This window comes from Arthrobacter globiformis, assembly GCF_030815865.1.
Taxonomy (GTDB): Bacteria; Actinomycetota; Actinomycetes; order Actinomycetales; family Micrococcaceae; genus Arthrobacter; species Arthrobacter globiformis_B.
In genome coordinates, this window is sequence record NZ_JAUSXI010000001.1 from 4,794,559 (window position 1) to 4,819,576 (window position 25,018).

The 25,018-nt window shown below is 64.7% G+C and carries 27 protein-coding genes; 5 read left to right on the forward strand and 22 right to left on the reverse strand.

Going from position 1 to position 25,018, the window contains the following annotated elements; all coding sequences use genetic code 11:
- The first annotated feature begins 6 nt into the window (after positions 1-6).
- Both QFZ33_RS22405 and QFZ33_RS22410 read left to right on the forward strand, forming a co-directional pair.
- Positions 7-837: an ABC transporter permease gene (locus QFZ33_RS22405; protein ID WP_307031963.1), complete on the forward strand. Its 831-nt coding sequence runs from the start codon at positions 7-9 to the stop codon at positions 835-837.
- Entirely contained in the window at positions 834-1,883 is a 1,050-nt protein-coding gene (locus QFZ33_RS22410; protein WP_307031109.1) for a sulfate/molybdate ABC transporter ATP-binding protein, read from the forward strand. Before QFZ33_RS22405 ends, QFZ33_RS22410 begins: the two co-directional genes overlap by 4 nt.
- Here the strand turns inward: QFZ33_RS22410 and QFZ33_RS22415 are convergent.
- The 7 genes from QFZ33_RS22415 to QFZ33_RS22445 all read right to left on the reverse strand — a co-directional run bounded on the left by QFZ33_RS22415 (position 1,871) and on the right by QFZ33_RS22445 (position 8,842).
- Positions 1,871-2,827 carry an amidohydrolase family protein gene (locus tag QFZ33_RS22415; RefSeq protein ID WP_307031111.1) on the reverse strand — a complete coding sequence of 319 codons (957 nt, stop codon included), beginning with the start codon at positions 2,825-2,827 and terminating at the stop codon, positions 1,871-1,873. The two genes, QFZ33_RS22410 and QFZ33_RS22415, sit on opposite strands and share 13 nt — an antisense overlap.
- A gap of 179 nt (positions 2,828-3,006) precedes the next feature.
- Positions 3,007-4,083, reverse strand: a complete 1,077-nt coding sequence (locus QFZ33_RS22420) for an ABC transporter permease (protein WP_307031113.1) — start codon at positions 4,081-4,083, stop codon at positions 3,007-3,009.
- Positions 4,080-5,123 (reverse strand): ATP-binding cassette domain-containing protein, encoded by a 1,044-nt coding sequence (locus tag QFZ33_RS22425; RefSeq protein ID WP_307031115.1) that lies wholly within the window; start codon positions 5,121-5,123, stop codon positions 4,080-4,082. Before QFZ33_RS22425 ends, QFZ33_RS22420 begins: the two co-directional genes overlap by 4 nt.
- Positions 5,124-5,137: 14 nt before the next feature.
- Positions 5,138-5,578 (reverse strand): ATP-binding cassette domain-containing protein, encoded by a 441-nt coding sequence (locus QFZ33_RS22430; protein ID WP_307031117.1) that lies wholly within the window; start codon positions 5,576-5,578, stop codon positions 5,138-5,140.
- A gap of 19 nt (positions 5,579-5,597) precedes the next feature.
- Positions 5,598-6,665, reverse strand: coding sequence for a sugar ABC transporter substrate-binding protein (locus QFZ33_RS22435; RefSeq protein WP_307031119.1), 1,068 nt, complete (start codon positions 6,663-6,665; stop codon positions 5,598-5,600).
- 245 nt (positions 6,666-6,910) lie between these two features.
- Complete coding sequence (locus tag QFZ33_RS22440; protein ID WP_307031121.1) at positions 6,911-7,879, reverse strand: PfkB family carbohydrate kinase; 969 nt, start codon at positions 7,877-7,879, stop codon at positions 6,911-6,913.
- Complete coding sequence (locus QFZ33_RS22445) at positions 7,880-8,842, reverse strand: sugar phosphate isomerase/epimerase family protein (RefSeq protein ID WP_307031123.1); 963 nt, start codon at positions 8,840-8,842, stop codon at positions 7,880-7,882.
- 291 nt (positions 8,843-9,133) lie between these two features.
- On the opposite strand from QFZ33_RS22445, the gene QFZ33_RS22450 reads away from it, so the two are divergent.
- Positions 9,134-10,123, forward strand: a complete 990-nt coding sequence (locus tag QFZ33_RS22450; RefSeq protein ID WP_307031125.1) for a sugar-binding transcriptional regulator — start codon at positions 9,134-9,136, stop codon at positions 10,121-10,123.
- A gap of 32 nt (positions 10,124-10,155) precedes the next feature.
- Here QFZ33_RS22450 and QFZ33_RS22455 read toward each other — a convergent pair whose 3' ends face one another.
- From QFZ33_RS22455 to QFZ33_RS22485, 7 genes are all read right to left on the reverse strand, one after another.
- Positions 10,156-10,350, reverse strand: a complete 195-nt coding sequence (locus QFZ33_RS22455; RefSeq protein ID WP_307031995.1) for a hypothetical protein — start codon at positions 10,348-10,350, stop codon at positions 10,156-10,158.
- A gap of 54 nt (positions 10,351-10,404) precedes the next feature.
- The gene (gene arfA / locus QFZ33_RS22460; protein WP_307031127.1) at positions 10,405-11,943 is read right to left on the reverse strand and encodes an arabinosylfuranosidase ArfA; all 1,539 of its coding nucleotides are present in this window, start codon (positions 11,941-11,943) and stop codon (positions 10,405-10,407) included.
- Between the two features lie 65 nt (positions 11,944-12,008).
- Complete coding sequence (locus QFZ33_RS22465; protein ID WP_307031128.1) at positions 12,009-12,905, reverse strand: carbohydrate ABC transporter permease; 897 nt, start codon at positions 12,903-12,905, stop codon at positions 12,009-12,011.
- 2 nt (positions 12,906-12,907) lie between these two features.
- The gene (locus tag QFZ33_RS22470) at positions 12,908-13,900 is read right to left on the reverse strand and encodes a carbohydrate ABC transporter permease (protein ID WP_307031130.1); all 993 of its coding nucleotides are present in this window, start codon (positions 13,898-13,900) and stop codon (positions 12,908-12,910) included.
- A gap of 26 nt (positions 13,901-13,926) precedes the next feature.
- On the reverse strand, positions 13,927-15,243 hold the full coding sequence (locus QFZ33_RS22475) for an extracellular solute-binding protein (RefSeq protein ID WP_307031964.1): 1,317 nt from the start codon (positions 15,241-15,243) through the stop codon (positions 13,927-13,929).
- A gap of 216 nt (positions 15,244-15,459) precedes the next feature.
- Positions 15,460-16,461, reverse strand: a complete 1,002-nt coding sequence (locus tag QFZ33_RS22480; protein ID WP_307031132.1) for a LacI family DNA-binding transcriptional regulator — start codon at positions 16,459-16,461, stop codon at positions 15,460-15,462.
- A gap of 42 nt (positions 16,462-16,503) precedes the next feature.
- Positions 16,504-17,733 (reverse strand): Vgb family protein, encoded by a 1,230-nt coding sequence (locus QFZ33_RS22485; protein ID WP_307031134.1) that lies wholly within the window; start codon positions 17,731-17,733, stop codon positions 16,504-16,506.
- A 119-nt stretch (positions 17,734-17,852) separates the two neighbouring features.
- Between QFZ33_RS22485 and QFZ33_RS22490 the strand changes: the two genes are divergently transcribed.
- Complete coding sequence (locus QFZ33_RS22490; RefSeq protein WP_307031136.1) at positions 17,853-18,497, forward strand: VOC family protein; 645 nt, start codon at positions 17,853-17,855, stop codon at positions 18,495-18,497.
- Between the two features lie 85 nt (positions 18,498-18,582).
- Here QFZ33_RS22490 and QFZ33_RS22495 read toward each other — a convergent pair whose 3' ends face one another.
- From QFZ33_RS22495 to QFZ33_RS22530, 8 genes are all read right to left on the reverse strand, one after another.
- A complete protein-coding gene (locus tag QFZ33_RS22495) occupies positions 18,583-18,987 on the reverse strand; it encodes a VOC family protein (RefSeq protein ID WP_307031138.1) in 405 nt (134 codons plus the stop codon).
- Positions 18,988-19,097: 110 nt separating this feature from the next.
- Positions 19,098-19,355, reverse strand: coding sequence for a hypothetical protein (locus QFZ33_RS22500; RefSeq protein WP_307031140.1), 258 nt, complete (start codon positions 19,353-19,355; stop codon positions 19,098-19,100).
- Positions 19,356-19,459: 104 nt separating this feature from the next.
- Entirely contained in the window at positions 19,460-20,344 is an 885-nt protein-coding gene (locus QFZ33_RS22505; protein WP_307031141.1) for an aminoglycoside phosphotransferase family protein, read from the reverse strand.
- A gap of 118 nt (positions 20,345-20,462) precedes the next feature.
- Complete coding sequence (locus QFZ33_RS22510) at positions 20,463-20,825, reverse strand: nuclear transport factor 2 family protein (protein ID WP_307031143.1); 363 nt, start codon at positions 20,823-20,825, stop codon at positions 20,463-20,465.
- Positions 20,822-21,847 carry an aldo/keto reductase gene (locus tag QFZ33_RS22515; protein ID WP_307031145.1) on the reverse strand — a complete coding sequence of 342 codons (1,026 nt, stop codon included), beginning with the start codon at positions 21,845-21,847 and terminating at the stop codon, positions 20,822-20,824. Before QFZ33_RS22515 ends, QFZ33_RS22510 begins: the two co-directional genes overlap by 4 nt.
- Positions 21,848-21,871: 24 nt before the next feature.
- Positions 21,872-22,753, reverse strand: a complete 882-nt coding sequence (locus QFZ33_RS22520) for an aldo/keto reductase (protein ID WP_307031147.1) — start codon at positions 22,751-22,753, stop codon at positions 21,872-21,874.
- Between the two features lie 76 nt (positions 22,754-22,829).
- Positions 22,830-23,918, reverse strand: coding sequence for an MFS transporter (locus QFZ33_RS22525; protein WP_307031149.1), 1,089 nt, complete (start codon positions 23,916-23,918; stop codon positions 22,830-22,832).
- Positions 23,878-24,090 (reverse strand): hypothetical protein, encoded by a 213-nt coding sequence (locus QFZ33_RS22530; RefSeq protein ID WP_307031151.1) that lies wholly within the window; start codon positions 24,088-24,090, stop codon positions 23,878-23,880. The genes QFZ33_RS22525 and QFZ33_RS22530 overlap by 41 nt, the downstream gene beginning before the upstream one ends.
- A gap of 102 nt (positions 24,091-24,192) precedes the next feature.
- Here QFZ33_RS22530 and QFZ33_RS22535 point away from each other — a divergent pair, with 102 nt between their 5' ends.
- Positions 24,193-24,963, forward strand: coding sequence for a helix-turn-helix transcriptional regulator (locus QFZ33_RS22535; protein ID WP_307031153.1), 771 nt, complete (start codon positions 24,193-24,195; stop codon positions 24,961-24,963).
- Positions 24,964-25,018 lie beyond the last annotated feature (55 nt).

A 25,018-nucleotide genomic window follows, 5' to 3' on the forward strand; every position in this document is an offset into this window, starting at 1 on the left:
AAGGCTTTGACAGCCCGCAAGACAAGCCGGCGGGATACCGGCTACACCGGTGTCCCGCCCTGGGTATTCGCCCTCGCGGCAGCAGGGGCGCTGTTTGTCCTGCTGCCGCTGGCCGCCATGGTGGCCAAGGTCAACTGGGGCCAGTTCATCCCGCTCATCACCGCGGAGTCATCCCTCAGCGCGCTGGGCCTGAGCCTGAGAACGTCGGCAACCAGCACCGTGCTGTGCATAGTACTCGGCGTGCCCTTGGCTCTCGTCCTGGCCCGTGCCAGGTTCCCGGGCCAGCGCCTGCTGCGGGCCTTCGTGCTGCTTCCCCTGGTCCTGCCGCCGGTCGTCGGCGGCATCGCCTTGCTGTACACGTTTGGCCGCCAGGGCTTGCTCGGGCGGAGTCTGGAGTTGGCGGGGATCCAGATCGCCTTCTCCACCACCGCCGTCGTTCTCGCCCAGACGTTCGTGGCGCTGCCGTTCCTGGTGGTCAGCCTTGAGGGCGCCCTGCGCACCGCGGGCACTAAGTACGAGGCGGTCGCGGCGACCCTTGGCGCCCGTCCCACCACGGTGTTGCGCCGCGTCAGCATCCCGTTGGTACTGCCCGGGCTCGCCTCCGGTGCCGTGTTGTCCTTCGCGCGCTGCCTGGGTGAGTTCGGCGCCACCCTGACCTTCGCCGGCAGCCTGCAGGGCGTTACCCGAACCCTGCCGCTGGAGATCTACCTGCAGCGGGAAACCGACGCCGACGCCGCCGTCGCCCTTTCCCTGGTGCTGGTGGCCGTGGCGGTCGCCGTCGTCGGGCTTTCCTACCGGCGCCCCCGGGCGCTGCTGTCAGAGGCAGGAACAAAATGACGTTCACGCTCAACGCCGCGCTGCACGCCCGGAACTTAGACGTCTCCCTCACGCTCGGCCCTGACGAAACCGTAGCCGTGCTGGGGCCAAATGGAGCCGGCAAGTCCACACTGCTGGGGATTATCGCCGGGCTCCTCCGCCCGGACAGCGGGCACGCCGTCCTCGGACAGAAGACACTTTTCGACCTCAACGGCGGGAACGGCCACTTCCTGCCGCCGCACACCCGGGGAACAGCGTTGCTCGCACAGGAACCGCTGCTGTTTCCGCACATGAGCGTGTTGGACAATGTCGCCTTCGGACCCCGGGCGGCCGGCGCGAACCGGGCTAGCGCGCTGCAGACGGCACGGCACTGGCTGGCCGAAGTGGAAGCCGCGGAGTTCGCGGACCGGCGGCCCGGCCAGCTTTCGGGCGGCCAGGCGCAGCGCGTCGCCATCGCCCGCGCCCTGGCCACAGACCCCGAACTGCTGCTTCTCGACGAACCCATGGCGGCCCTCGACATCCATGCCGCCCCCATGCTGCGCAGGCTGCTCAAGCGTGTCCTCGCCAACCGCCGGGCCATCATCATCACGCACGATGTCCTGGACGCGCTCATGCTCGCCGACCGGGCCATCGTCGTCGAAGGCGGACGGATCACCGAGGAAGGGCCCACCCGCGCGGTCCTGGAGAAACCGCGCAGCAAGTTCGCCGCGGGTTTGGCGGGCATGAATCTTCTCCCCGGCACCATCACCCACCGCGGGCTGACTTCCGACGGCGGGCTGAACATCACTGCCCACCCCGAGGACGGCGCCGTCCCCGGCCAGGCCGGCGTCGCCGTCTTTTCGCCGACGGCGGTCTCGGTCTTCCTGAGCGCCGAACACGGCAGCCCGCGGAACTCGTTCGCCGTCACCATCACGGACCTTGAACCCCACGGCGACCAGATCCGCGTCCACGCCGGCGGCCTGTCCGCGGACATCACCCCGGCAGCCTCGGCGGACCTGGGACTCACGCCGGGGATGACCGTCTACTTTGTCATCAAGGCCACCGCCGTCGCCGTTTATCCGGCGTAGGTTTGAGCGGAAGGCAGCGCGGACTGCCCGATCGTCGACCCGTGGGGCTCCCAGTCCATTCGGTACGTGCGCCGGGCCGTGTCGGCGAAGAGGAATTGTCGTTCGGCTCTGGTCATGTCCTGCGTGATCTCATCGAAGGTGCTGTAGAGCGTCGGGAAGTCCGAGTAGAGTCCGTCAACGGGGAAGTTGGACCCGAACATCGTCCGCTCAGGGCCGAATATTTCGATGGTGTCCAGAACGATGGGGCGTATGGACTCCACCGTCCAGTGATGATCGTTTGTTCCGAGCGCGGAAATCTTGGTTGTCACGTTGGGTTCTGCCGCTAGCCGCCGCATGCCTTGTCGCCATTCGGAGAGCGCGTCCCTGTCGCGGCCGATTGGCATGCCCGCATGGTCGAGGATGATTTGGGTATCAGGGTGATCTGCGGCGAGAACGGCGGCATCAGACAGTTGCGGCGGGAAGACCTGAAGGTCGAAGGACAGTCCCAGCGGTGCCAGGTGTGAAAAGCCCTTGAGCCACTGGGGATCGGTAATGATGTCAGGCCGGGGTGTGTGCGTGAAGACCGGATCCGGGTGCCAGTTCAGGATGTCGCGCACTCCGCGGACAGTGAACAGCGGGACCAGCCGTTCCAGGTGAGCCAGTACATCGTCGGCAAGGAGGTTTGCCTTGATCACCTGAACGGTTGGCAGACCGTTCCTGTCGTGAATGCTTTGGACCCAGCCGGCCTCCCAAACCGGGTCCGCGGCACCATTTTCGATATGGACGGACCCTGCAAGGTTAAAGTTCTTGGCGTCGGACAGGTAGTCATCCAGTGAGTAGTCGCGCCGCAGGGGCCGGTCGTCGCCGTGGTAGCGGAATGGTTCGGCTGGCCCTTGCAGCCACGGATAGGACCGGGAGTAGTCACACAGGTGGTGATGGGCGTCGATGATTTCAATGTCGTGCATGGGGCACGTCCTCCTGTTCGAAGATGTCCTCCGCGCGGCCCACGCCCTGCAACTGGGGGAGGACAAGTCCGCCGGTCAGCCCGAGGCCTCCAAGTACATGTATCTGCCGTCCTTGGAGGCCGCCGGGGACCTGACGTGTTCTCCGCTCCATCAGCTGCGGTCTGCTTTCGCAGGCGTCATCAGGCTGTTGCTGCTTTCTTGGGCGCCGTCCTTTTTTTCATTAGCGGCCATCCCTTGCTGCCCTGGTCCAGTGCAACGGCGATGACAACAACTAGGCCCGTGACGATCTGTTCGTAGAAACTGGGGACGTTGAGCAGGACGAGGCCGTTGGTTAGCGCACCCAGGATCAGCGCTCCGACAAGGGTTCCTGCAATGCGCCCCTCCCCGCCCATGAGGTTTGCTCCACCGATCACGGCCGAAGCGATAGCGGTGAGCAGGTAGGGGCTGCCGGCGTCTGTCTGCGCGGCGTTAATGCGGGCGACGATCACGAGGCCGCCGATGGCCGCCAGAACGCCGGACAGGGCGTAGACGGCAATCTTTACCCGGTCGACGCGGACGCCCGAAAGCCAGGCTGTTTCCTCGCTGCCGCCGGTGGCGATGACGTTCTGCCCGAAGACGGTCCGGCGAAGGAGCAGCCAGCACAGCACCGCAAGAACGGCCACCAGGATCACGGCCACCGGCACTCCACCGACGTAGCTGTTGAGCATGAACACGAAGTCCTTCGGCACGTTGTATACCGGGCGGCCGTTGGTGACGACATAGGCGCAGCCCTGGTAGATGCTCATGGTGCCGAGGGTGGCGATGAAGGGCGGCAGTTTGAGCTTCGTGATCAGGACACCGTTGAGGGCGCCGCAGACGAGGCCCAGCAAGATGCCCGCGAGCAGGGCAAGGAGCGGCGAGGTCCCGGCATTCACCATCAGGGTCGCCGAGACAATCCCGACGAAACTGGCAATGGACCCGACTGCCAGGTCGATGCCGCCGGTGATGATCACGAAGGTGATGCCCAGGCCGATGATGGCGTTGACGCTGGCGGACACGGCGATGTCCCGGAGGTTGCCCGCGGTGAGGAAGTTTCCGTTCAGCGCGCCGAAGATCAGGAAGATCACGACGGCGGCGATGTAGATTCCCAGGGCCTGCAGGTTCACTGCCGGTCGGGGCCGCCGCGGCTCTTTGACGGTGGCGTCCGCATTGTTCAGAGGCTTCTTGCCGGGGCCCTGTTGACTCGCGTCGTCTTTGGGCATGGTGTGCTGGCTCATGTTGTTCTTTCTGCGATTCCCATGGCTCCGGCCACGAGGCTGTGTTCATTGATGTCATCGCCGGTGTGTTCGGAGACAAAGGTCCCCTGCCGCATGACCTTGACTCTGTCGCTCAGGGAGATGATTTCCGGAAGATCCGAAGAGACGACGATGACGGCGCTTCCAGCCTTGGCCAGCGCGTCGATCAGTTCATAGATTTCGACCTTGCCTCCGACGTCCACGCCTTTGGTCGGCTCGTCAAACAGGAAGACCTTGGTGTTCCGCCAAGTCCATTTGGCAATGACGATTTTCTGCTGGTTACCGCCCGAGAACTGGCGGGCATTGAGCCGGACATTATTCGGGCGTAACGACATGCGGGACGCCGCTTCCTCTGCGGCAGCTATCTGCTTGCGGCGGCTCAGCAGCGGACCGAAGCCGTTGAACTGCCGATCAGCGGTGAGGGCGACGTTCGCGTAGGCCGGGACCTGCAGAACAAGCCCCTGGTGCTTGCGCTCCTCCGGGATGAAAGCGATACCGGCATTTCGGCTGTCCCGCGGGGAGCGGATGCGGCGCTTTCGACCGTCGATGCTGATCGTGCCGCTGCTTCCCTTGTCGGCGCGGATGATCGCCCGCAGGAACTCGGTGCGCCCGGAACCGACGAGCCCGGCGATGCCCAGCACCTCGCCCGCCCGGACCTGCAGTGACAGCGGACCAACACCTTTGGGATGGGCAACGTCCGTGGCCTCGAAAACTACTGGTGCGTCCGGCGGCACAGGATGCTGCCTCTTGAACTCCAGGAGCTGCCTGCCCACCATGTTCCGGACAATGTCGTGCTCACTCGTCTGGCTGATGGCACTGGTGAAGTTCACCCTGCCGTCGCGCAGGACGACCACCTTGTCGGAAACAGTCATGACCTCCGGCATTTTGTGCGAAACGTAGATGATTCCCACGCCGCGGGAGTGGGAAATTTCGCGGACCCGGTTCAGCACACCTTCAACGTTGTGTTCCAGCATGCTGGTCGTGGGTTCATCGAGGGCCACGATCTTGGCACCGAACGCCAAGGATCTGGCAATGGTCAGGGCGTGGCGCTCGGACTGAGCCCACCGACCGGGGCCTTGGCATCGAGCGGAAAACCCATCCGGGCAACATCGGCCAGAGCCTGGTCAATGTCCTGCCGGGCCGCCTTCCGCTGCGCCGGCGTCCGTCCCAGCAAAAGGTTCTGTTCCACCGTCAACTGCGGAACGATCGCAGGCTCCTGATGGGCGATCCGTACCCCGTCGGCAAGGGCCTGCCGGGGAGAAAAGTGCTCTCTTCGAACCCCGTCAATAATCACAGAGCCCTGGTCCGGCAGCAGGGACCCGCCCAGGATGGCAAGCAGGGTGCTCTTGCCCGCCCCGTTCTCCCCCGCGAGTGTACAGATTTCTCCCCGCTCCAAGGTGAAGCTGACGTCTGCCAGGGCGCGCACGCCCGGGAACGACTTGGCGATGTTTTTGAGTTCCAACAACGGTGCAGTCATGAAAGTTACCGTTCCCTGGTTACGGCATGCCGGTTGGGTACTTGGACACGTTTTTTGAATCAATGATGAAGGCCGGAACGTCCACCCAACCGGGAACTTTCTTGCCCGCCAGCAGCCAAAGCGCCGTGTCCACTCCGCTGGCACCTTCAGTCGTCGGCTGCTCACTGACCGTGGCCGTCATGTTCCCGGCCTGAATTTCCTTCTTCGCCTGCGGAATTCCGTCCGTTCCCACCAGGAGCACTTTGCCCGTCAGGTTCTTCGCCGCAATGGCCGCGGCCACACCAAGGGCCATGCCATCGTTCTGGGAGTAGAAGGCCTTGATGTCAGGGTTGGCTGTAAGCATGGCGGATGCGATTTCCTGGGCGCGGGTCTGGTCCCACTTTGCCGTCTGGGATGCAACCAAGTTCAGGTTGGAATGCTTCGCCAGCCCCGCCTTGAATCCCTCGCCCCGGTTCAGGGCGTTTGAGGATCCCGGATCGCCTTCGATCATGGCAACCTTGCCACCGTCGGGAAGCTTCTTGGCGATGTAATCCGCTGCCGTCTGGCCAATCGTCTGCGCGTCCGGGCCCACATAGACGGTTCCCGGAACAGTGCCCTTTGCATCATTCAGGATAATAACGGGCACATTCTTGGCCAGCGCGTCAGTGAAAACGGTATCCAGGCCCGTTGCCGAAATCGGCGAAGCAAGAAGGGCCTTGCAACCCTGGTTCGCCGCACTCTTGGCCTTATCCAGCTGCTCGGTGATCGAAGACTCGTCAGTGACGTCGAACGTCTGATACGGGACACCCAGCTTCTTTGCCTCGGCTTCGAAACCATCGCGTTCATAGCCCCAGAACTCGTTGGAGAGCGTCCGGGTGATGTAGCAAAGCTTCGTGTCCTTGGAACCGCTGGGCTGGCCAAGGCTGCTGGTGAGGTCCTTGATCGCGGTTTTGCCTGCGCCGTCCACCAGAGAAGCGAGTCCTGCCGTCGTTCCTGACGCACCGGAGCCGCTGCCGCCGCCATCTGGAGTAGCACTGCAGGCCGCGAGCAACGCCACAGCTGCGGTAGCTGCGGCCATCTGCGTGGCCCTCTTGGAAATTTTGTTCATGATCTGTATTCCTTTCATCATTGGAAGGCCTGCACCAGGCGGGATTCAAGCTCTTTTTGGCCTACGCCTCGCCAAGGAGAAGATCGGTGCCAAACCTCTACGGTTTCCCGGAATGGCTGGGTTTCCGACGCTCATGGTCGAAGGCGCTATCGGCCGGCGCGCAGGAGGCGATCGCCTGTCTCAGGCCCCTGACCCGGACCCGATAGGCCTAAAGTACGTTTCGACGTCTAGCGTCGACGACGTTCTCAGCCATGGATTATCTCCGACGCTCGCGGGTACGTAGCCGCGGCTTTAGCCAGGGGAACTCCGATGACGTCCTCAATGTGCCTGACGTCAGCGGATGTGAGGAAAGATTCAGAGCGGCCACAGACCAGCCGTCCGGCCTCGTTGGCAGCCCGGAGGCATACCGGGAACGGGTGGTCGTTGGCCATGGCCAAGACCATCATGGCCAGGAAGCTGTCTCCCGCCCCGACGGAGTTCACAACGCGGGTCGGCTCAACTTCCTCCTTGACCAGATCGTTGCCGTTCAGGGCCACCACCCCGCCGTCGCCCAGTGTCAGAACCGGGGTCCGAGCGCCGGCCTCACGCAGAGCTGTAAGCAGCAAGCGTTCGCCGGTGGTTGGCGGGACGTCCAGTATGTGGCAAGCCTCGCTGCGGTTCATGACCACAACGTCGGCGAGACGAAGTAGTGCCCTCGCCTCGGCATTCACCGGAGAGAGGTTCAGCACCACGGTTGCCCCGCGTTCACGGAAGCGGGTCGCGGCCTGTCGCACGGCCGGAAGCGGGACCTCCAGGTTCAGAACCACAAACGCTGGCGGCTCATGGCTATCGAGGTAGGCGTCCACATCATCCGCCGAAAAATTCCCGTTGGCTCCCGGGACAACGACGGTGTCGTACTCGCCCTCAGGATTGACCCTTACATGCCCGACACCGGTGTGGATGGCATCATCACGAATGAGGCCTTCTGTAGTGACGCCCCGAGTGCTGAGTGCCCCGGCGATGAAGTTGCCGAGATCGTCAGAACCGATACGTCCCACGAGCGTTACCGTCGGATCCAGCGACGCGATGCTCATTGCGGCATTGAGGCTCTTACCGCCGGCGGCCATTTCGAACTTGGACCCGGTCGCGTAGCTCGCCGCGCTCCCGTCTGCGCCAACGTAGGCAATGAGGTCCGCATTTAGGGACCCGACGACGCAGATACTCGTTGACCGCATCTAGACACCAACGACTTTCGACCAAACGACAGCCGATGAGTGAAGTGCGTCCCCGTTCGGAAGATCCGGGTGGTCCCGAACCAGTTCGCGGGCCTTGTCGATGATGGTCCCCATCCTCTCAATGTTCATTTCGCATTCGGAGACCGGGTTCTCCCGCACAGGATCGGTATCGAAATAGTACGTTCCCTGGTATCCCTCGCGGATCAGGTAGTACACGAGTTCCACTGTTTCCGCGAGGTGGATCGACGCTACCACGAGGCCGTCGTCGGCCACACCGTGCGAATCATTGAGCTGCAGCCCGTACAGTTTCTGGTCCCGCAAGCACATGGCCGCGGACTGGGCCGGATTTTCCCGGGCCATCAGCAGGTGTCCGAAGTCAAGGGTGACTCCGAGGTTCGGGCGGTCACAGTCTTTGATGAGGTTCATGACTGCGCCGGTGGTGTTGAGGATAGTGCGTCCACGCGGCTCCGCCGGCTTGTACTCGATAGAAATGCGCATGTCCTGGTCGACATCGGCGACCGTCTGCAGGCTTTCGACCATCCAGTCCCAGGACTTCATGTAGTCCATTTCCAACGGGTATTCGTAGCCGTCATGGGCTGGCCACAGAAGTACATGGTCGGCGCCGAATTCCCGGCACAGGCTAATGGCTTCCTTCACCATTCCTACGGCTGCCTCCCGAAGGGCGGGATCGGGGTTGGTGAATCCTCCGTTGGCAAATTGAGGCGCCGGCCAGCGGAGCTGGATGCCGCGGACGTCAAGATCGGCTTTCTCCAGGGCCGCCTTTATTTCGTCGACCGAGTGCTGGCCGAAGTGCTCCGGGTAGTTCAGTTCAAGCGTCGTCAGTCCCTTGACGGTGCCCGCGATGGCGATCAGGTCGATCACGGAGTCTTCACCGCTGGGGTATTTCTTGCCCTTCCCCAAGGCAAAGGAATTAAGTCGGGTGGAGTATTTGATTTCGGTCATCTTGTTTCGCTTTCGATCGTGAAGGCCACTCGGTCCAGCGGACCGCGATCGAAATTCCTGACGGAACTTCGGCTCTGAAGTTGGGCTGATGTTGGAAGCTTACGAGCTGCAGGCACCTAGAGCACGGAAAATTTCACGCCTGAATATTCATTCAGCGAGCGAGGGCGCGGCAGTCGAGTTCCCCTCCGTTTCCCTCACGCAAAAGACGGCGGAGGTAGCGACAAGCAGCGCTGGTAGGGGGTATATTCGGGTCTGCATATTTATTCAAAACCGGCGCGAAGGCTACGAAATATGACGCAACTCACAGGGTCCACTTCCTTCCTGTCGACCAGCACCGAACAGTTGCGGCTGTTCACGAAGATCGCTGTGCTGTACCACGAGGAGGGCATGTCCCAAGCGGAAATCTCTCAGCGTCTGAACCTGTCCCAAGCCCGCGTTTCGCGCTATCTCAAGAACGCCGTTGAGCTGGGTATCGTGCGGACCTCGATAGTGCAGCCGGCAGGTATCTACGTTGGGCTGGAGAAGGCTCTGGAAGAGAAGTATCAACTTCGTGAAGTTGTGGTGGTTGACGTCATGGACGGCGCCTCACTGGGGATGCGTTTGGGGTCATCAGCGGCAACCTATCTGGAGACCACCATCGACGCCGACGACTATGTGGGCATCTCCTCATGGAGCACGACCCTCCTGCATACGGTTGAAGCCATGCGTTCTCGGCCGAGAAAAATCGCCAAGGAGGTGATCCAGCTCATCGGCGGCGTGGGCAGTCCACAGGCGCAGATTCAGGCCACGCGCTTGGTCTCGCACTTGGCAGAACTGACGTCGGCCAAGCCCTACTACATGGGATGCCCGGGACTGGTGGCGAACCAACAGATCCGGGAGGCGTTCGTAGCAGATCCTGCCGTGAAGGCGTCCATTGCGGCCTGGGACCGCCTCACCACCTTGCTGGTGGGTATCGGCACATTCCCGGCGTCCCCCCTGTGGCAAGCCAGCGGGAACGCCCTGAGCAGAGCGGAAGAAAGGGAACTAGCCGGAGCCGGAGCCGTCGGAGAGATATGTTTGCGCTTCTTCGACAGCAACGGCATGCCCATGAAACCAGCCATCGAGGAAAGAATGATCTCCATTGACGCCGAAGCCATGATGCGCATACCCCGCCGCATCGGCGTCGCCGGCGGCATGCGCAAACTGGATGCCATTCGAGGCGCCATCGACGGAGGCTGGATCAACGTCTTGATAACGGATGCAGATGTGGCACGACAGCTACTGGAGCCGCCGCAATTGTAGACCTCGTCGTCTCCCGTTCAGTCGTCGTCCGGTTAGCTGACCACGACGGACGCCCGCTTGGACAGCGCCAGGACCAGGGTTCCGGGCCGCAGTCCGGGGAGTTCGTCCGCCGTGTGCATGGCTGCGGGAACGAGGGTTGCAACGCCGTGGCCTGCTGCCGCGAATCCAAGGATGGTCCCGGGAATGCTGCAGGACGCCGTACTTGGCCACTGCCCCTGGGCGCCCACGGGGCGGGCAGCCTCTAAGGCCGCCCGCCCCGATAGGAGATGGTCCGGGAAGGATCAGTTCTTGACCACGTCCAGCTCGACGACGGCCCAGGACAGGGCAGGCAGGCTCAGCCGGAGTTCGGAGCCGCTTGCCTTCGCCCCTTCGAGCGGCTTGAGGCCAACCCGGTCGGGGCTTCCCTGGGCGTTGATCGTGAAGCGGTCCCCGCCCTCCGGGATTTCCAAGACCTCCGCCCGGAGCACCTGGCGGGCATCGAAACCGCGCAGGGCCACCTCGACGTCGGCCGCCTCCTCCAGCCCGCGATTCGCGAAGAACAGCGCTACGCGCCCGGTTTCCTCGTTCCACGTCGCGCTGACGTCCACGAGGTCGGTGTCGCCGAACCGCGCGTTCCCGTACTTGTCCGAGTCGACGGAAAGGCGCAGGATCTGGCCCTTCGCCAGTTCGGCCATCCGGGCGAAGGGGTGGAAGATGGTCTGGCGCCAGGCCGGTCCGTTCTCCTCACTGAAGATCGGCGCGATCACGTTGACCAGCTGCGCCTGGTTGGCGATCTTCACCCGGTCGCCGTGGCGGAGCAGCGAGTTGAGCAGGGTTCCGACGACGACGGCGTCCGTCACGTTGTACTTGTCCTCGATGACCCGGGGGTGCTCGCGCCAGCCGGCCTTGGTCACGTTGTGCGGCTGGTCCTCGGTGTCGAGGCCGCGCTGGTACCAGACGTTCCATTCGTCGAAGGACAGGTTGATGTGCTTCTTGTGCTTGCCCTTCGCGCGGACGGCGTCGGCCGTGGCGATCACGGACTCGATGAAGTAGTCGGTGTCGACGGCGCTGGCGAGGAAGCTGCCGACGTCGCCGTCGTGCTCCTGGTAGTAGGCGTGCAGCGAGACGTAATCCACTTCCTCGTAGGCCTGGGTTAGCACTGTCTGCTCCCAGGCCCCGAAGGTAGGCATTCCGGAGTTGGAGCTGCCGCAGGCCACCAGTTCGATGTCCGGGTCCACGAACCGCATTGCCTTCGCCGCTTCCTGGGCCAGCCGGCCGTATTCCTCGGCGGTCTTGTGGCCGATCTGCCACGGCCCGTCCATCTCGTTGCCGAGGCACCACAGCTTGATGTTGAACGGGTCCTTGTGCCCGTTCTTGGCGCGCAGGTCGGACAGGTAGGTACCGCCGGGGTGGTTGGCGTACTCCACGATCTCGCGGGCCGCGTCCACTCCCCTGGTGCCCAGATTGATGGCCTCCATGATTTCGGTGCCGGCCTGCCGGGACCAGTCCACGAACTCGTGCAGGCCGAAGGCGTTGGTCTCGAGAGTGTGCCAGGCGCCGTCGAGCCGCCGCGGGCGGTTTTCCCGGGGACCGATGCCGTCCTCCCAGTTGTAGCCGGAGACGAAGTTGCCGCCGGGGTAGCGGATGACGGTGGCGCCGAGTTCCTTGACGAGCTTGAGTACGTCCTGCCGGAAGCCGTTCTCGTCGGCCTCCGGGTGGCCGGGCTCATAGATGCCGGTGTACACACAGCGGCCCATGTGCTCAACGAAGGAGCCGAAAAGGCGGCGGGGTACTTCCCCGACGGTGAAGTCGCGGTCGAGTGTGATCCTTGCGCGGGACATGTGGGGTATCTCCTTGGTTGTGGAACAGGTTCATTGAGAAGCGATGCAAAGCGAAGGTGCTTAGGTCAGGTGCCGGCGAGTCCCGTCGTCGCAACGCCCTTGATGATCTGGCGCTGGAAGAACAGGAAAACCAGGATGAGCGGCAGTGCCGCGAGCAGCGCGGATGCCATGTTCTGCGCGTACTGGATGCCGTAGGCGCTCTTGATGGTCTGCAGCCCCACCGGGAGGGTCAGGATGGAGCCGTCGTTGGTGGAGATGAAGGGCCAGAGGAAGTTGTTCCAGGCGCTGATGAAAACGAAAATTGCGACGGCGGCCAGGATGGGGCGCGAAAGCGGCAGGATGATCTGGGTGAAGATCCGCATTCGGCTGGCGCCATCCATCACCGCGGCCTCCTCGAGCTCACGCGGGATCTGGTCGAAGAACTTCTTGAGCACGAACACCATGGCGGGGTGGATGACCTGCGGCAGGATGATGGCCCAGGACGTGTCGATCATGTGCAGCGCCACCATTTGGTAGAACAGCGGGATGATCAGCACCGGCGGCGGGATGATGATGGAGGCGATGATCACCGTCATCAGCACCTTCTTGCCACGGAAGTCGATGCGGGACAGGGCGTAGGCCACCAGTGCGGAGATGGCCAGCGTGATCACCGTGATGGCCGCGGAGGTGTAGAGGGAGTTCCACGTCCACAGCGGGATGTTGCCGTCCTGGAACACCTTGACGAACGCGTCGGCGGTAAAGCCAGACGGCGGGATCCAGCTTATTTTCGGCGCTGCGGCGTCCCCTTCGCTCTTGAAAGCGGTGGCCGTCGCCCAGGCGAACGGGACTAGCCACAGGACGGCCAGGATCGCCGCGACTGCAAGGACGGCGGCCTTGCCGGCCGTCATCTTCTTGCGGGGCTGCCGGAGCTTTGCGGCTGAAGTGCTGCTACGGGCCGGGCTGGTAAGGGTCTGGGTTGCCATGGTTATGCACTCCTGCGGCGAGTGATGAAGAACTGCATGACCGAGACGGCCACGATCAGCCCGAAGAAGATGTAGGAGATGGCTGCGGAGTAGCCCAGCCGGTAGCCGGTGAAGCCGGTTTCGAAGATGTACTCCACCACGGGCCGGGTGGAACCGGAGGGGCCGCCGGCCGTCATCTGGTAGACCTGATCGAAGATTTTGAGCGAGGCCAGGATCTGCAGGAGCACGATCATCACCGTGGTGGGCGTCAGCTGCGGCAGGGTGATGGAGAAGAACTGCCGCCAGGCGCCGGCGCCGTCCAGTGATGCGGCCTCGTAGTGCTGGGCGGGGATGTTCTGCATGGCGGCCAGGTACAGCAGGAAGTTGAAGCCCACGGTCCACCAGAGCGTGGCGATGACGATGGCCCACATGGCGACGTTCGGGTCGTTCAGCCAGCCCACCTTGGGCAACCCGATCTTCGCGAGCGCGTCGTTGATCAGGCCCAGCTGCGGGTTATACATCCAGGAGAAGAAGAGCGAGACGACGGTGGACGCGAGCAGGTACGGGGCGAAGTAGGAGAGCCGCCACAGCCACTGCGCCGGCAGCCCAACATTGACGAGTCCGGCCATGACCAGGGCAACGAGCACCAGCGGAACCGTGCTGATCACCGTGAAGTAGAGCGTATTGCCGAGCGAATGCCACATGTCGGCGTCGGCCAGGGCTTCGGCGTAGTTGGCCAGGCCGATCAGGCTGTCGTTCGCCCCGGTGAGGGACTTGCCGGTGAGGCTCATGTACAGCCCATACAGCAGCGGCCAGACGAGGAAGACCAGGAAGAACGCCAGGAACGGGGCGGCAAAGCCCCAGCCGTTAAGGTTGTCCCGGGTCCGGCGGGGACTGGACTGGGCCGTGCTGGAGGGGCTCTTTCCGGGCTGGTTATTGCGGGACGGGTTTCTGCGGGGCTGGCCGGGCAGGGACGGCGCCTGCTCAGCACTTTCGGATGTTGCTAAGGAACTCATTGGGACTCCTTTGTCGCTCGGTGGCCTCAGACCGGGTTGGGCCGGGAAAGAAGGGTGTTGGTGCGGCGGACAAAGGCGTCCCAGCCGTCGGCTGCCTTGTCACGGCCGAGGAGTACGTTCTGCACGTTTTCGGCGAAGTAGGTCTGCCAGTCCGAACCCGAGCCGCTGAACCAGGCCTCGGGGTCGTAGGCGATGATGTCCGCGGCGTTGGCGTAGTGGATCTGCGGCGTGAGGTCCCGGTACGCCTGCGACTGCACAATCGGCTGGTAGGCCGGGATGTGGCCGGCCTCGGCCCAGGACAGCGACCCTTTGAGGATGTCGCTGACGAACTTGTACACGTCGCGCCGCTTCTCGTCGTCGACATTCAATTGCCGCGGCAGGACGAAGGAATGCGAGTCCGCGTACGACGCCGGCGTCCCGTAGAGCGTGGGAATGGTGGCGGCATCGACGGGCAGGTCCGCCTTCTTGAAGGTGGGGAGTTCCCAGACGCCGCTGAACAGCATCCCCGAACCTCCGCGGGCAAATTCCGCGATGCCTGTGCCGATGTCCCCACTCTTTGCGGCGACGGTGTCATCGAACAACGAGGCCATGAATTCCAGGGATTCGACGGCGGCATCCCGGTCGACCTTCATCGGCTGGCCCGGCGTGAGCTCCATGTCCGCCCCGTGCTGCTTGTAGAGCGTGTAGAAGAGGCGCCACATCTGCGACCCGCTGCCCAGGTAGCCGAAGGACAAGCCGTGCGCCTGCGTCACCTTCTGCATCTCGCGGGCCATGGCGAGGAAGTCCTGCGGGGAGCCCACTTCCTGCAGCTGGCCGTTGGCGCCAAGCATTCCCGCCGTGCCGGCGATGTCGGTGTTGTAGAACATGACGAAAGGGTGGGAATCCAGGGCGATGGAGAACACCTGGCCGCCGTGCTGGCTCTTGTCCCAGATCCTTGGCGCGAAGCTCTCGGCCGTCACGCCATACTCCGCCAGCAGGGACATGTCCCACGGGTCGATGAGTCCGCCCGGCGCGTAGCCGGGGACCCGGCTGGCGTGCATGATGGCCAGTTCCGGCGGCCTGCCGCCCGCCGACGCCATGGCCAGCTTGGTGTAGTACGGCGGCCCCCACGCCAGGACGGTCGGATGGACTTTGAAGCCAGGGTTGGCCCCGTTCGCCGCGCTGATCATGGCCTGCATCTTGATGCCGTCACCGCCGGACAGCAGATGCCAGAACGCAATGTCCCGAGCAGACGCTGCCGAGGCGGTTCCGCCGCAGCCCGTGAGGCCGGCAGCGGCAAACACACTGCCCAGGGCCGCTGTTCCTGCCAGTAGCTGCCGCCGGGACACCTGTTTGCCGGACATCTGTTTCCCGGCGAAAAAATCAAACTGCTTCACCCGTCACTCCTTTGGATGGGTCCGCTGAAAGTAATCCTTGTGGCACTGCGCCAGCCGCTCCGGTTCCCTCCAGCGCGGATCCGGTAATGGCTGGCCTTGTGACGCAAACCTCACATTACATCGTTGTAAAACCTGGCACAAGGGAAAATTGTTAGCGCCAACAACATCATCTGATGGTCTCGTTTAGACGCGGGTGCTGTCCCGCTCCACGATGCTGTAGTCGACGGTGACCACCCGCTGTTCGCTGGTACGGTCGGCCATCCGCTCGGTGAGGAGGCGCAGGGCCTCGGTGGCCACCCGGCGCTTGTCAAAGGACACGGTGGTGAGTGACGGCACGGCATATTGTCCGTCGGCGATGTCGTCGAAGCCTGCCACGGCCACGTCCTCCGGCACCTTGATTCCGCGCTTCCACAGCACACTGAGCGCGCCGATGGCCATGGAGTCGGTGAAGCAGAACAGCGCATCGGGGAGCGGGTGCGAGTCCAGGTAGGAGGCGAGCGCACCGGCAGCAGTCTGGGGCGTCCACTTCTCGCAGGGGATCAGCAGTGAGTCGTCACGGCCAATGCCGAGTTCCTTAAGCGCGGCCTGGTAGCCGCGGGTCCGCAGAACTGCCGCTGCCGAGTGCCGGCCTTCGGCAGTTCCCAGCGCGGCGATGCGGCGCCGGCCAGTACGGGCGAGGGTGAGGGTCATGTCGCGGGCGGCGGCAACGCTGTCCACCCACACCCGGTCGGCCAGCTGCTGGGACACCTCCCCCAGCAGGACCACCGGGGGCAGGGAGACGCCCACTTTGACGGCGCTCTCGTCCAGCACCACGGGGTTGAGGATCAGGCCGTCGATGAGGTTGGACCGCGCCCTGGACATTAGTTCGTACTCGCGCCGGGGATCGGAGCCGGTTTCCTCGATCTGGATGCTCCAGCCCTGTTCGTGGGCGACCTCCACCACGTGGTGCGCGATCTCGGCCGAGTACGGGGTGGCCAGGTCCGGAAGTGCCAGGGCAATGACGCCCGACCTGCCGTTGCGCAGGCCCCGGGCGGAGAGGTTGGGCACGTAGTCGAGTTCGAGGATGGCCTGCTCCACCTTGAGCCGGGTGGATCCGCTGACCGGCACCACGCCGTTCATCACGTTCGAGACAGTCTTGGGTGAAACCCCGGCACGGCGCGCGACGTCCTTGACCGTTGCGCGCACTGCTCCCCTTTCAAAGATGGATGTGAACGATGTTACAGCCCGCTACCCCGCCTGACCGGCGCCGGCGGCCAGTCCGGCCGCCTTCCTGCGGCGGCCCTTCACCAGAATCCAAACGGCGGCGGCGGCGAAGGCTGCCGCCACCCCGCCGGCCACGGCGGGCAGGGCACTGGAGGAGCCGTCGTCTGGTTGCGCCGCCGTTTCCCGGGCCGGAGTTGCGGCCGGTGCTGCCGCCGTCGGCGCCTCGGACGCAGCCGGCGTTGCCGCCGTCGAACCTCGCGACGCCGCTGCCAGGGCCGCCGCGGAGTACCGGACCACCGCACCGTCACCCGGCGGTGAAACCGGGGGGCTGATCACGATGACAGAACCGTCGGGGGCCACCGCCAGGTGACCGGGGCCGCCGTCGGTAGGGATGGAGCCGCCCACGTCCTTGGCTTGAGGACGGATCACGGACAGCTTCTGGGTCAGAAGGCTCGTCACGTACAGCGAGCCGTCCGGTGCGAGGGCTACGTCCTGCGGCCCGCCCTCAACATAGATCCGCTCAGCCACGGTGTGGGCACCGGGTTTGATGACGGCGAGGTCATTGGACTTGATGTTGGCCACATAGACGGTTCCGTCAGCTCGGGCTGCGATCCCGTGCGGCTGCTCTGAGGTTCCGGTGTCGGAGAGCAGCTCGATGGTCTTTGAGACCGCGCCCGCGCCCGCCGGTATCACCGAAACCGTGCCGGCGGTCTGGTTGGCCACGAACGCGGTTCCGTCCTTCGCCACCGCAATTTCCGCCGGGCCAGCTCCGACTTTAATAGTCCGATCCACCGCGGTTCCGTTGGGCGCAATGACGGAGACGGTGTTCTCGGCGGAGTTGGCGACGTAGACCGTTCCGTCCGGTCCGGCGGCGAGCGGATGGAGTCCGGCGGACACCGGAATGGTCCGTGCCGTGCCTGCATCTCCGGCCGGAATAACGCCGATGGCGCCGTGGCCCGCGCCGTCCGCCGTGGCCACATACAGGGTGCCGTCCGGGCCGAGCGCGAGACCTGTGGTGCTGTGTCCTCCGGTGCTGATGGTGCGCGACGGCTTGGTGGCCCCGGAGGGAACCACGAAGACGCCTCCGCCCTGGCCATAATTGCTGAGGTAAGCCGTGCCGTCCGCAGCAATGGCCACCCGCACCGGCGTGCCGTAGATGGAGATTGCCCCGTCAGGTGCTGCCCCTGCCGGCGCAGAACCCAGGCACAGGAACGCGCCCAGCACTGCAGTGAATGTCGCCCAGCGGCACTTCATGAAATTATTCCCCCACAGATTTCCCAATAGTGTGTCGGTGCGAGACCAACCGAAAGAAGCCTACTAGTTACCGGGACAGACTCATTGACCGCTGCCCGCGGACTCCGAATAGTGGGGGCATGGCCAAACTGATTTCCGATGCAGAATTCTCTTCCGCCGACGGCGTCAGGGAGTGGCGCGTGCTCTTCTGGGGCGCGAAAACCCTCTACGAAACTGGCGACTTCGCCACCGGCGCCAAGTTCGTTGCCGCGATCGCGGAGGCTGCCGAAGCGCTCGGCCACGCCCCGCTGGTGGACCTCAGGCCGGACACCGTGACCGTCCAGGTCATCACGCCCGGTGTTGGGCTCAGCGACCGCGACCTGGAGCTTGCCCGAAGCATCTCCGGCGTTGCTGCACGGCTTGGGCTGAAGGCGGACCCTACGTCCGTGCAGCACGTCCAGCTCGCGTTCGACGCCGAGGACCGGCCAGCCGTCATGGAGTTCTGGCGTGCGGCGCTGGGCTACGTCGCCGTCGGGGACGAGGACCTGATCGAACCCAACCTCATCGGCCCGCCCGCGTGGTTCCAGGATAAAGAGTTCGTTCCGCCGCGGAACCGGATCCACATGGACGTTTCGGTTCCGCATGACCAGGCGCAGGCGCGCATCGACGCGGTCCTGGCCGCCGGCGGCCGCATCCTGGGCGACCGCTACGCACCCGCGTGGGTGTCCCTTATCGATCCCGAGGGGAACGTGGTGGACATTTGCACCTGGCAGGGACGGGACTGATCTTTCGTCATTCCCCCCAACGGGACGGACGACGGCGGGAGGTTTCCGCCGTCGTCGTCCTATGCAGCGCACGGCGGCGATGCAGCTACGAGGCTGCCCGGTCCAAGTGGGCGCTCTTGACCTCCGGGGGCGTTGCGCCCTGAAGGACCCAGCGGTTGCCGTCCGGATCGCTGAGGAATGCGAACAGCACGCCGCCCATGTCCTGGACCTCGCTGATGCCAGCGCCCCGGTCCAGCAGCTGGGCGCGCACCGCGTCAATGTCGGGTACGACGAGCTGCAGCCCTTCCAGGCTCCCCGGCGCCATGCTGGTCATTCCCGTTCCGATGACGATCGAGGCAGCGGAACCGGGTGGCGTCAGCTGCACCACCCTCATTCCGGGGATGTGTTCCACGTCGTGGTCCAGGACGAAGCCCAGCTTCTCCACGTAGAACAACTTCGCCGCGTCCACATCAGCGACCGGCACTTGCACAACTTCAAGGCGCATCTCCATGCGCCCCACCCTACCGCCGCCCGACCAGGGATACGCATATTTTCGCTAGCGTACGGACGACGGCGGAAGGTTCCGCCGTCGTCCGTTCTTTCCAAGGTGCCCTTACCGGCTCAGCTGGCGGACGGGCGCGCCGGCGGCTTCGACTCGGAGCGACGCCTCGAGAGCTTGAGTCCACGCTTTCGGGCCAGAACAGCCCGCTTTGGGACGTGGCTCTTATGGCTATCGCGCTCCTTCATGCGCAGCGCCTTCCTCTGCTGCCGCCAGGCCCGACGCTCATCCCGGTTGATCCTCGAGAGCAGCAGCACCGGAACAGCGAGCCAAAGCAGCGCCACCGCAAACACCAACAAGATTGACACCAGCGGTTCCATGAACAAAGTCTATTGAGCCCGACTCAAGATGATAAGTATCCTTATCAAGTCGTTATGAAGTGGCCGAGTTCAGGTGCGTGCTTCAGGCCCCCATGCCCCGGACCTCAGCCCGCCAGGACCTGCCAAATTCCGAACTCCCCCACAGAGAACATGCGCGGGCTGTCGTCGGAGTTGCTGAGCATGGCGGTGGACAGGACGAGGGCCCAGCCGCGGGCGCGCGTCCAGGTGTCAGCGTCCACTGCGGAGCCAAAGATACCGATGAAGCGCTGGCGGGCGCCGGCGTCGAACATCAACCAGCCCACGGCGAGATCGACGGCCGGATCCCCGGCCCCCACATCGCCGAAATCGATCACACCGGCCAGCGACCCGTCTCCGACCAGCAAAATGTTGGCCGGATGCAGGTCCCCGTGGAGCATCATCGCGGGGCCGTCCCAGACGGGAGCCGCGCGTGCCTGCGCCCACAGCGCCCTCAACTCTGCCGACCGAGGGTAGCGTTCCCGGTCCCCGAGCCGTTCCTGCACCACGGCGTCACGGTCCATCAGTGGCACCCCGCGGACCGGATTCACGGGGACACCCGTGTCGGCGGGCACGTGAAGGGACATGAGAAAGGCAGCCAGTCCGTCAACGGCCCGCCTGCGGGCCGCCGATGCGGCGTCCACAGCGGCGGTGCCGGAGACCCACCGGACGATGCTCCACGGCCAGGGAAAGTCCGACGTCGGATGGCCCGCATGGACGGGCACCGGAACCGGAACCGGGGACCGGCGGGCGATGCCGGGAAGGTACTGCTGCTCGTGCACGATCAGCGGTACTGCCTCGTCCCGCCGGGGCAGCCGGACGGCCAGATCGTCACCGAGCCGGAAGGTCGCGTTGTCCCAGCCGTTGGCCAGCCGCACCAGGGGGCGGCCGGCAAGGTCCGGCCGCTGGTCCCGTATGAGGGCGTGGACGACGGCGGCACTCACCTCCACCGTGGCCGGCGGCATTCGCGCCATTCACAGACCCGCCTTTCAGTGCCGCGATGGCATCGTCTCAACCAAGCAGTCATGACGCTGCCCTGTCAACAAACGATGTTCAGTAGACAGTACCCTCCAGCAGTTCAGTCTCGCGGAGTCACCATGTTGATGCGACGGTGCGTGCGATGACCCAGCCGTCTCCGTGGGGCTCGAACCAGGAGCTCAGCGTCAGGCGCCAGGTGCCCCTCGCTCCCCAGATGGTGGCGTCGGTGAGCGTGCGGGCGGTCAGCCCGGGCACGGTCCCCTCCGGGTTGAAGGTGGCCTCGACTGTTTCCATCCGGTGGTACCGCATCTGCCCGGTTTCGATGTCGTCCAACCATTCCGACTTGGATTGCACGTATCCGGTCATGTGGGTCAGGGTGAACTCCTCCGCGAGGATGCTGTCCAGCTCTGCCACGTCGCCGTTCACCATAGCCTCGCACATGGCTTCGTGGAGCGCGTTCACTGCCTCGGCGGTCACGGCAGTTTCCGTCGCCGCGCCTGAGAGGTGAGTTCGTGCGCGCCGTAGCTGTTGTCCTCGGGATTGACCGTCACACCTGGCGCGACGATCTTGTCGATGCCGTCCAGCACGTCGGCGGACAGGGTGAGGCCCGCCGCCGGGAGGTAGGACTCGAGCTGCTCCATGGTGCGGGGTCCGACGATGGCGGAAGTGACGCCGGGGTGGTTGATCACGAACGCGATCGCCAGCTCGATGAGGCTCATTCCTGCCTGTTCGGCGAGCTGGGCGAGTTCCTCGACGATGTCGAGCTTGCGCTGGTTGGCCGGGCTGGTCATGTCGAACCGGGCGCTCGGGCGGGCACTCGAGGTGGGTGCGGATGCTGCGTCCTTCCGCCAGCGTCCTGAAAGCCAGCCGCCAGCGAGCGGGCTGTAGGTGAGGGTGCCCATCCCGTGGCGCTGCACCGTGGGGAGGACGTCCTCCTCGATGCCGCGTACCAGGATCGAGTACGGCGGCTGCTCGGTGACGAACCGCTCCAGATTGCGTTCCCGGGACGCCCACTGGGCTTCCACGATCTGCGATCCGGAGTACGACGAGGAACCGATGTAGCGGACCTTGCCCTGACGGACGAGGTCGGTGAGCGCGCCCAGAGTCTCCTCCACGTCGGTGTCGGGGCTGGGCCGGTGAACCTGATAGAGGTCGATGTAGTCGGTGTTCAGCCGGCGGAGCGAGTTTTCCACCTCGCGAATGATCCAGCGGCGGGATCCGCCGCGGTGGTTGGGGTCCTCGCTCATGGGCATGAAGAACTTCGTGGCGAGGAATACGTCGTCGCGCCGGCCTTCCAGCGCCTGCCCGACGATCTCCTCAGACAGGCCGCCCGAGTAGACGTCGGCGGTGTCGATGAAGTTGATCCCGGCGTCGAGGGCGCGGTGGATAACCCGGGTGTTGTCGGCGCGGTCGTCGTTGCCCCACGGGCCGAACATCATCGCGCCGAGGCACAGGGGGCTGACCTGCACGCCGGTGCGGCCAAGCGGGCGGTATTCCATAGCGGCTCCTTCTTCTTCTTTGTTTCAGGCTTCGGGGATGACCATCGCGAAACGTTCCTCGCGGGCTTCGTCCGGGTCCGGTCCGTTGCGCACCCCGGCGTCGAGCGCGTCGATCGATGCGAGCTCGGCGGCGCTGAGCTCGAAGTCGAAAACGTCGAAGTTCTCGGCGATGCGTGCCGGGTTGGTTGATTTCGGGATCGCTGAACGGCCCTGCTGCAGGTGCCAGCGCAGCATGACCTGGGCGGCGCTCCTGCCGTGCGTTTGCCCGATGGCGGCGATCGTAGGGTCTTCCATCACGTTCCGGCGGCCTTCGCCCCAGCCGGGGTAGAACGTGATGCCGCCGATGGGTGACCATGCCTGGGTGAGGATGCCGTTTTCGGCGTCGGCTGCCTGGACGTCCGGCTGGGTGAAGAAGGGGTGCAGCTCGACCTGGTTCACCGCCGGGACGATGTCGGTAGCGGCGAGCAGTTGCTCGAGGTGGTGCGGCATGAAGTTGCTGACGCCGATCGCCCGGACGCGCGCGTCGGCGAGCAGGGTTTCAAGCGCCTTGTACGCGGCGATGGTCTTGTCGAACCGGTCGGGTGCGGGCTGATGCAGGATGAGCAGGTCGAGGGATTCGACGCCAAGCTTGGCCACCGCCTTCTCCCAGGCGTGCAGGGTTTCGTCGTAGCCGTAGTCGCTCACCCAGACCTTGGTCTCGATGAACACGTCCGCCCGATCGACGCCGGAACGGCGGATGCCTTCGCCGACCTCCCGCTCGTTGCCGTACGCGGCGGCGGTGTCGATATGCCGGTAGCCGGCCGCCAGCGCGGCCTCGACCGCCGTCGTGGTCTGCTCCGGTGGGCTTTGGAAGACGCCCAGACCGAGTGCGGGCATCGTGATGCCGTTGTTGAGTGTAAGTTCCATGTTCATGCCTTTCAACGTATTCAGATGGGCGGGGTTAAGGGAGGGCACATCAGTACCCCTCTTGGGAATGAGCGGTTCAACGGGCGTACTCGGCTTGGGGTGCGGACACGGCCGTCCGTGGTGTTCTGGCCCGCCTCCCGGACAAATCTGCGGGCAGGATGAGGGCAGAGGTGACGGCCAGGCTGAGGAGCAGCAGGACGCTGCCCGTCGTGAGCGCGAGGCTGACCTGCGCTGCCAGGTGCGCTGTAGCAGGACCGCCGGCGGGGACGGTGGCTGCTGCCGCGACCGCGATGCCGAGCCCGAGGCAGGTGCCGACCTGGTGGAAGGTGTTCACCAGACCGGAGGCCGCACCGGCGTCGGAGGCGGGCGCACCGATGATGCCGAACGAGGTCAGGGGTGCGAAGGCGAGACCCTGGCCTGCGCCGATGAGGACCATCGGCAATGCGACGCCTGTCCAGTAGCCGGAGTCGACGCCGGCCCGGCTGAGCCAGAACATTCCGGCAAGGGTGATCAGGATCCCGGCCAAGAGGGGAATTGAGCCGGACATCCGGCGGGCGAGCCGGGGAATGCTCATCGCGACGGCGAAGTTCACGGCGGTCATGGGCAGGAACCCAAAACCGGCCTGTAGCGGGTCGAAGCCGAGAACTTCCTGCAGGTACTGCGTGGTGAAGAAGAAGAACCCGATCATCGCGCCCAGGTACAGGAAACGCGCCACGTAGGCACCGGTACGGCGTCGGCTCCTGAACAGGCGCAGGGGCATGATGGGCTGGGCGGCCTTGCGTTCGATCAGCACGAACGCGATGAGAAGTACGACGCCGGCGCTCACGGGCGTGGCAGTTATCGGCGAGTTCCAGCCCGCGTCAGTGGTGTTGATGATCCCGAACACGAGCGCTCCGACACCGAGGGTCGCACTGAGCGCCCCGAACACGTCGAAGCGGCCGCGTGCTCGCCCCGTTTCGGGGAGGAACCGTGGAGCGAGTGCAATCATCGCGGCTCCGATGGGCGCGTTGACGAAGAATCCGGCGCGCCAGGAGATCCAGTGGGCCAGCGCACCGCCGATGACCAGGCCAAGGCTGGCACCGATCCCGGCGGTCGCACCATACAAAGCGACGGCCCGGGTGCGCTCACGGCCTTCCGGGAAGCTCGCGGTGAGCAGGGACAGCAAGGCCGATGCGACGATCGCCGCACCGATATACCCTGAACCGCTGCAGCTCGGCCTGCAGGCTCGGCAGCGCGGTGAAGATCACCGAATTGTCCAGGAGAATCATGAAGTAGCTGACGAGGATGATCGCCAGAATCGCGGCCGGGTGGGCAGCAGTCGCGGGTTCAGGTTTCATGCTTTCAATGCAACCGTGATTTCTCAGGGGCCGGGAGTTCCTGTTGTTCCGGGTAATGCCAGTGCCTCCCTCGAGCATCAGCCGCCGCGTAGCGTTGATGCCATGACACACAGCGACGACGTGCGGAAATTCCTGACCTCCCGGCGGGCCAGGATCACGCCCGAGGAAGCCGGGTTACCGGTCTACGGCGGGAACCGGCGCGTGGCCGGGCTGCGCCGCGAGGAAGTCGCCATGCTCGCCGGGATGAGCATCGATTACTACATCCGCCTGGAGCGCGGAAACCTCTCCGGCGCCTCGGACAGCGTCATCGAGGCACTCGCCCGGGCCCTGAAGCTCGACGACGCCGAAACAGCTCACCTTTTCGACCTCGCCCGTGCTGCCACCGCCTCCCCCCGCGTGCGGCGCAAGCGCAGCCCGCAGACAGTACGGCCGAGCGTGCAGCGCGTCATCGACGCGATAACTATCGCCCCGGCCTGGGTCCGCAACGACCGCGGGGATGTCCTGGCCGCCAATGACCTCGGCCGGGCGCTGTACCTGGACCTGATGGCCGAGCAGGTTACCCCGCCGAACAGCGCACGGTTCACCTTCCTGAACCCGAAGGCGCGGGAGTTCTTTGCCGACTGGGAGCGCGCCGCGGACGACATCGTCGCGGTCCTGCGCTCCACCGCGGGGAAAAACCCCTTCGACAAGGACCTCACGGATCTGATCGGCCTGAGCTACGAAGCGCTCGAGCTCCCCGCTGATCCCGGGCTGCGGATCAACGTGTACACGGCCGAGCCGGGGACCCCGGCCGAGGATGCACTGAAAGTCCTCGCGAGCTGGGCTGTAACCCAACGGGCAACGGCAGAAATCCCCGTTGAGGAGAAGAAGTAACCGGCCGTCCTTCAGCCCCGCACCCCGCCGACTTGTTAGCCACGTCACATTGGTC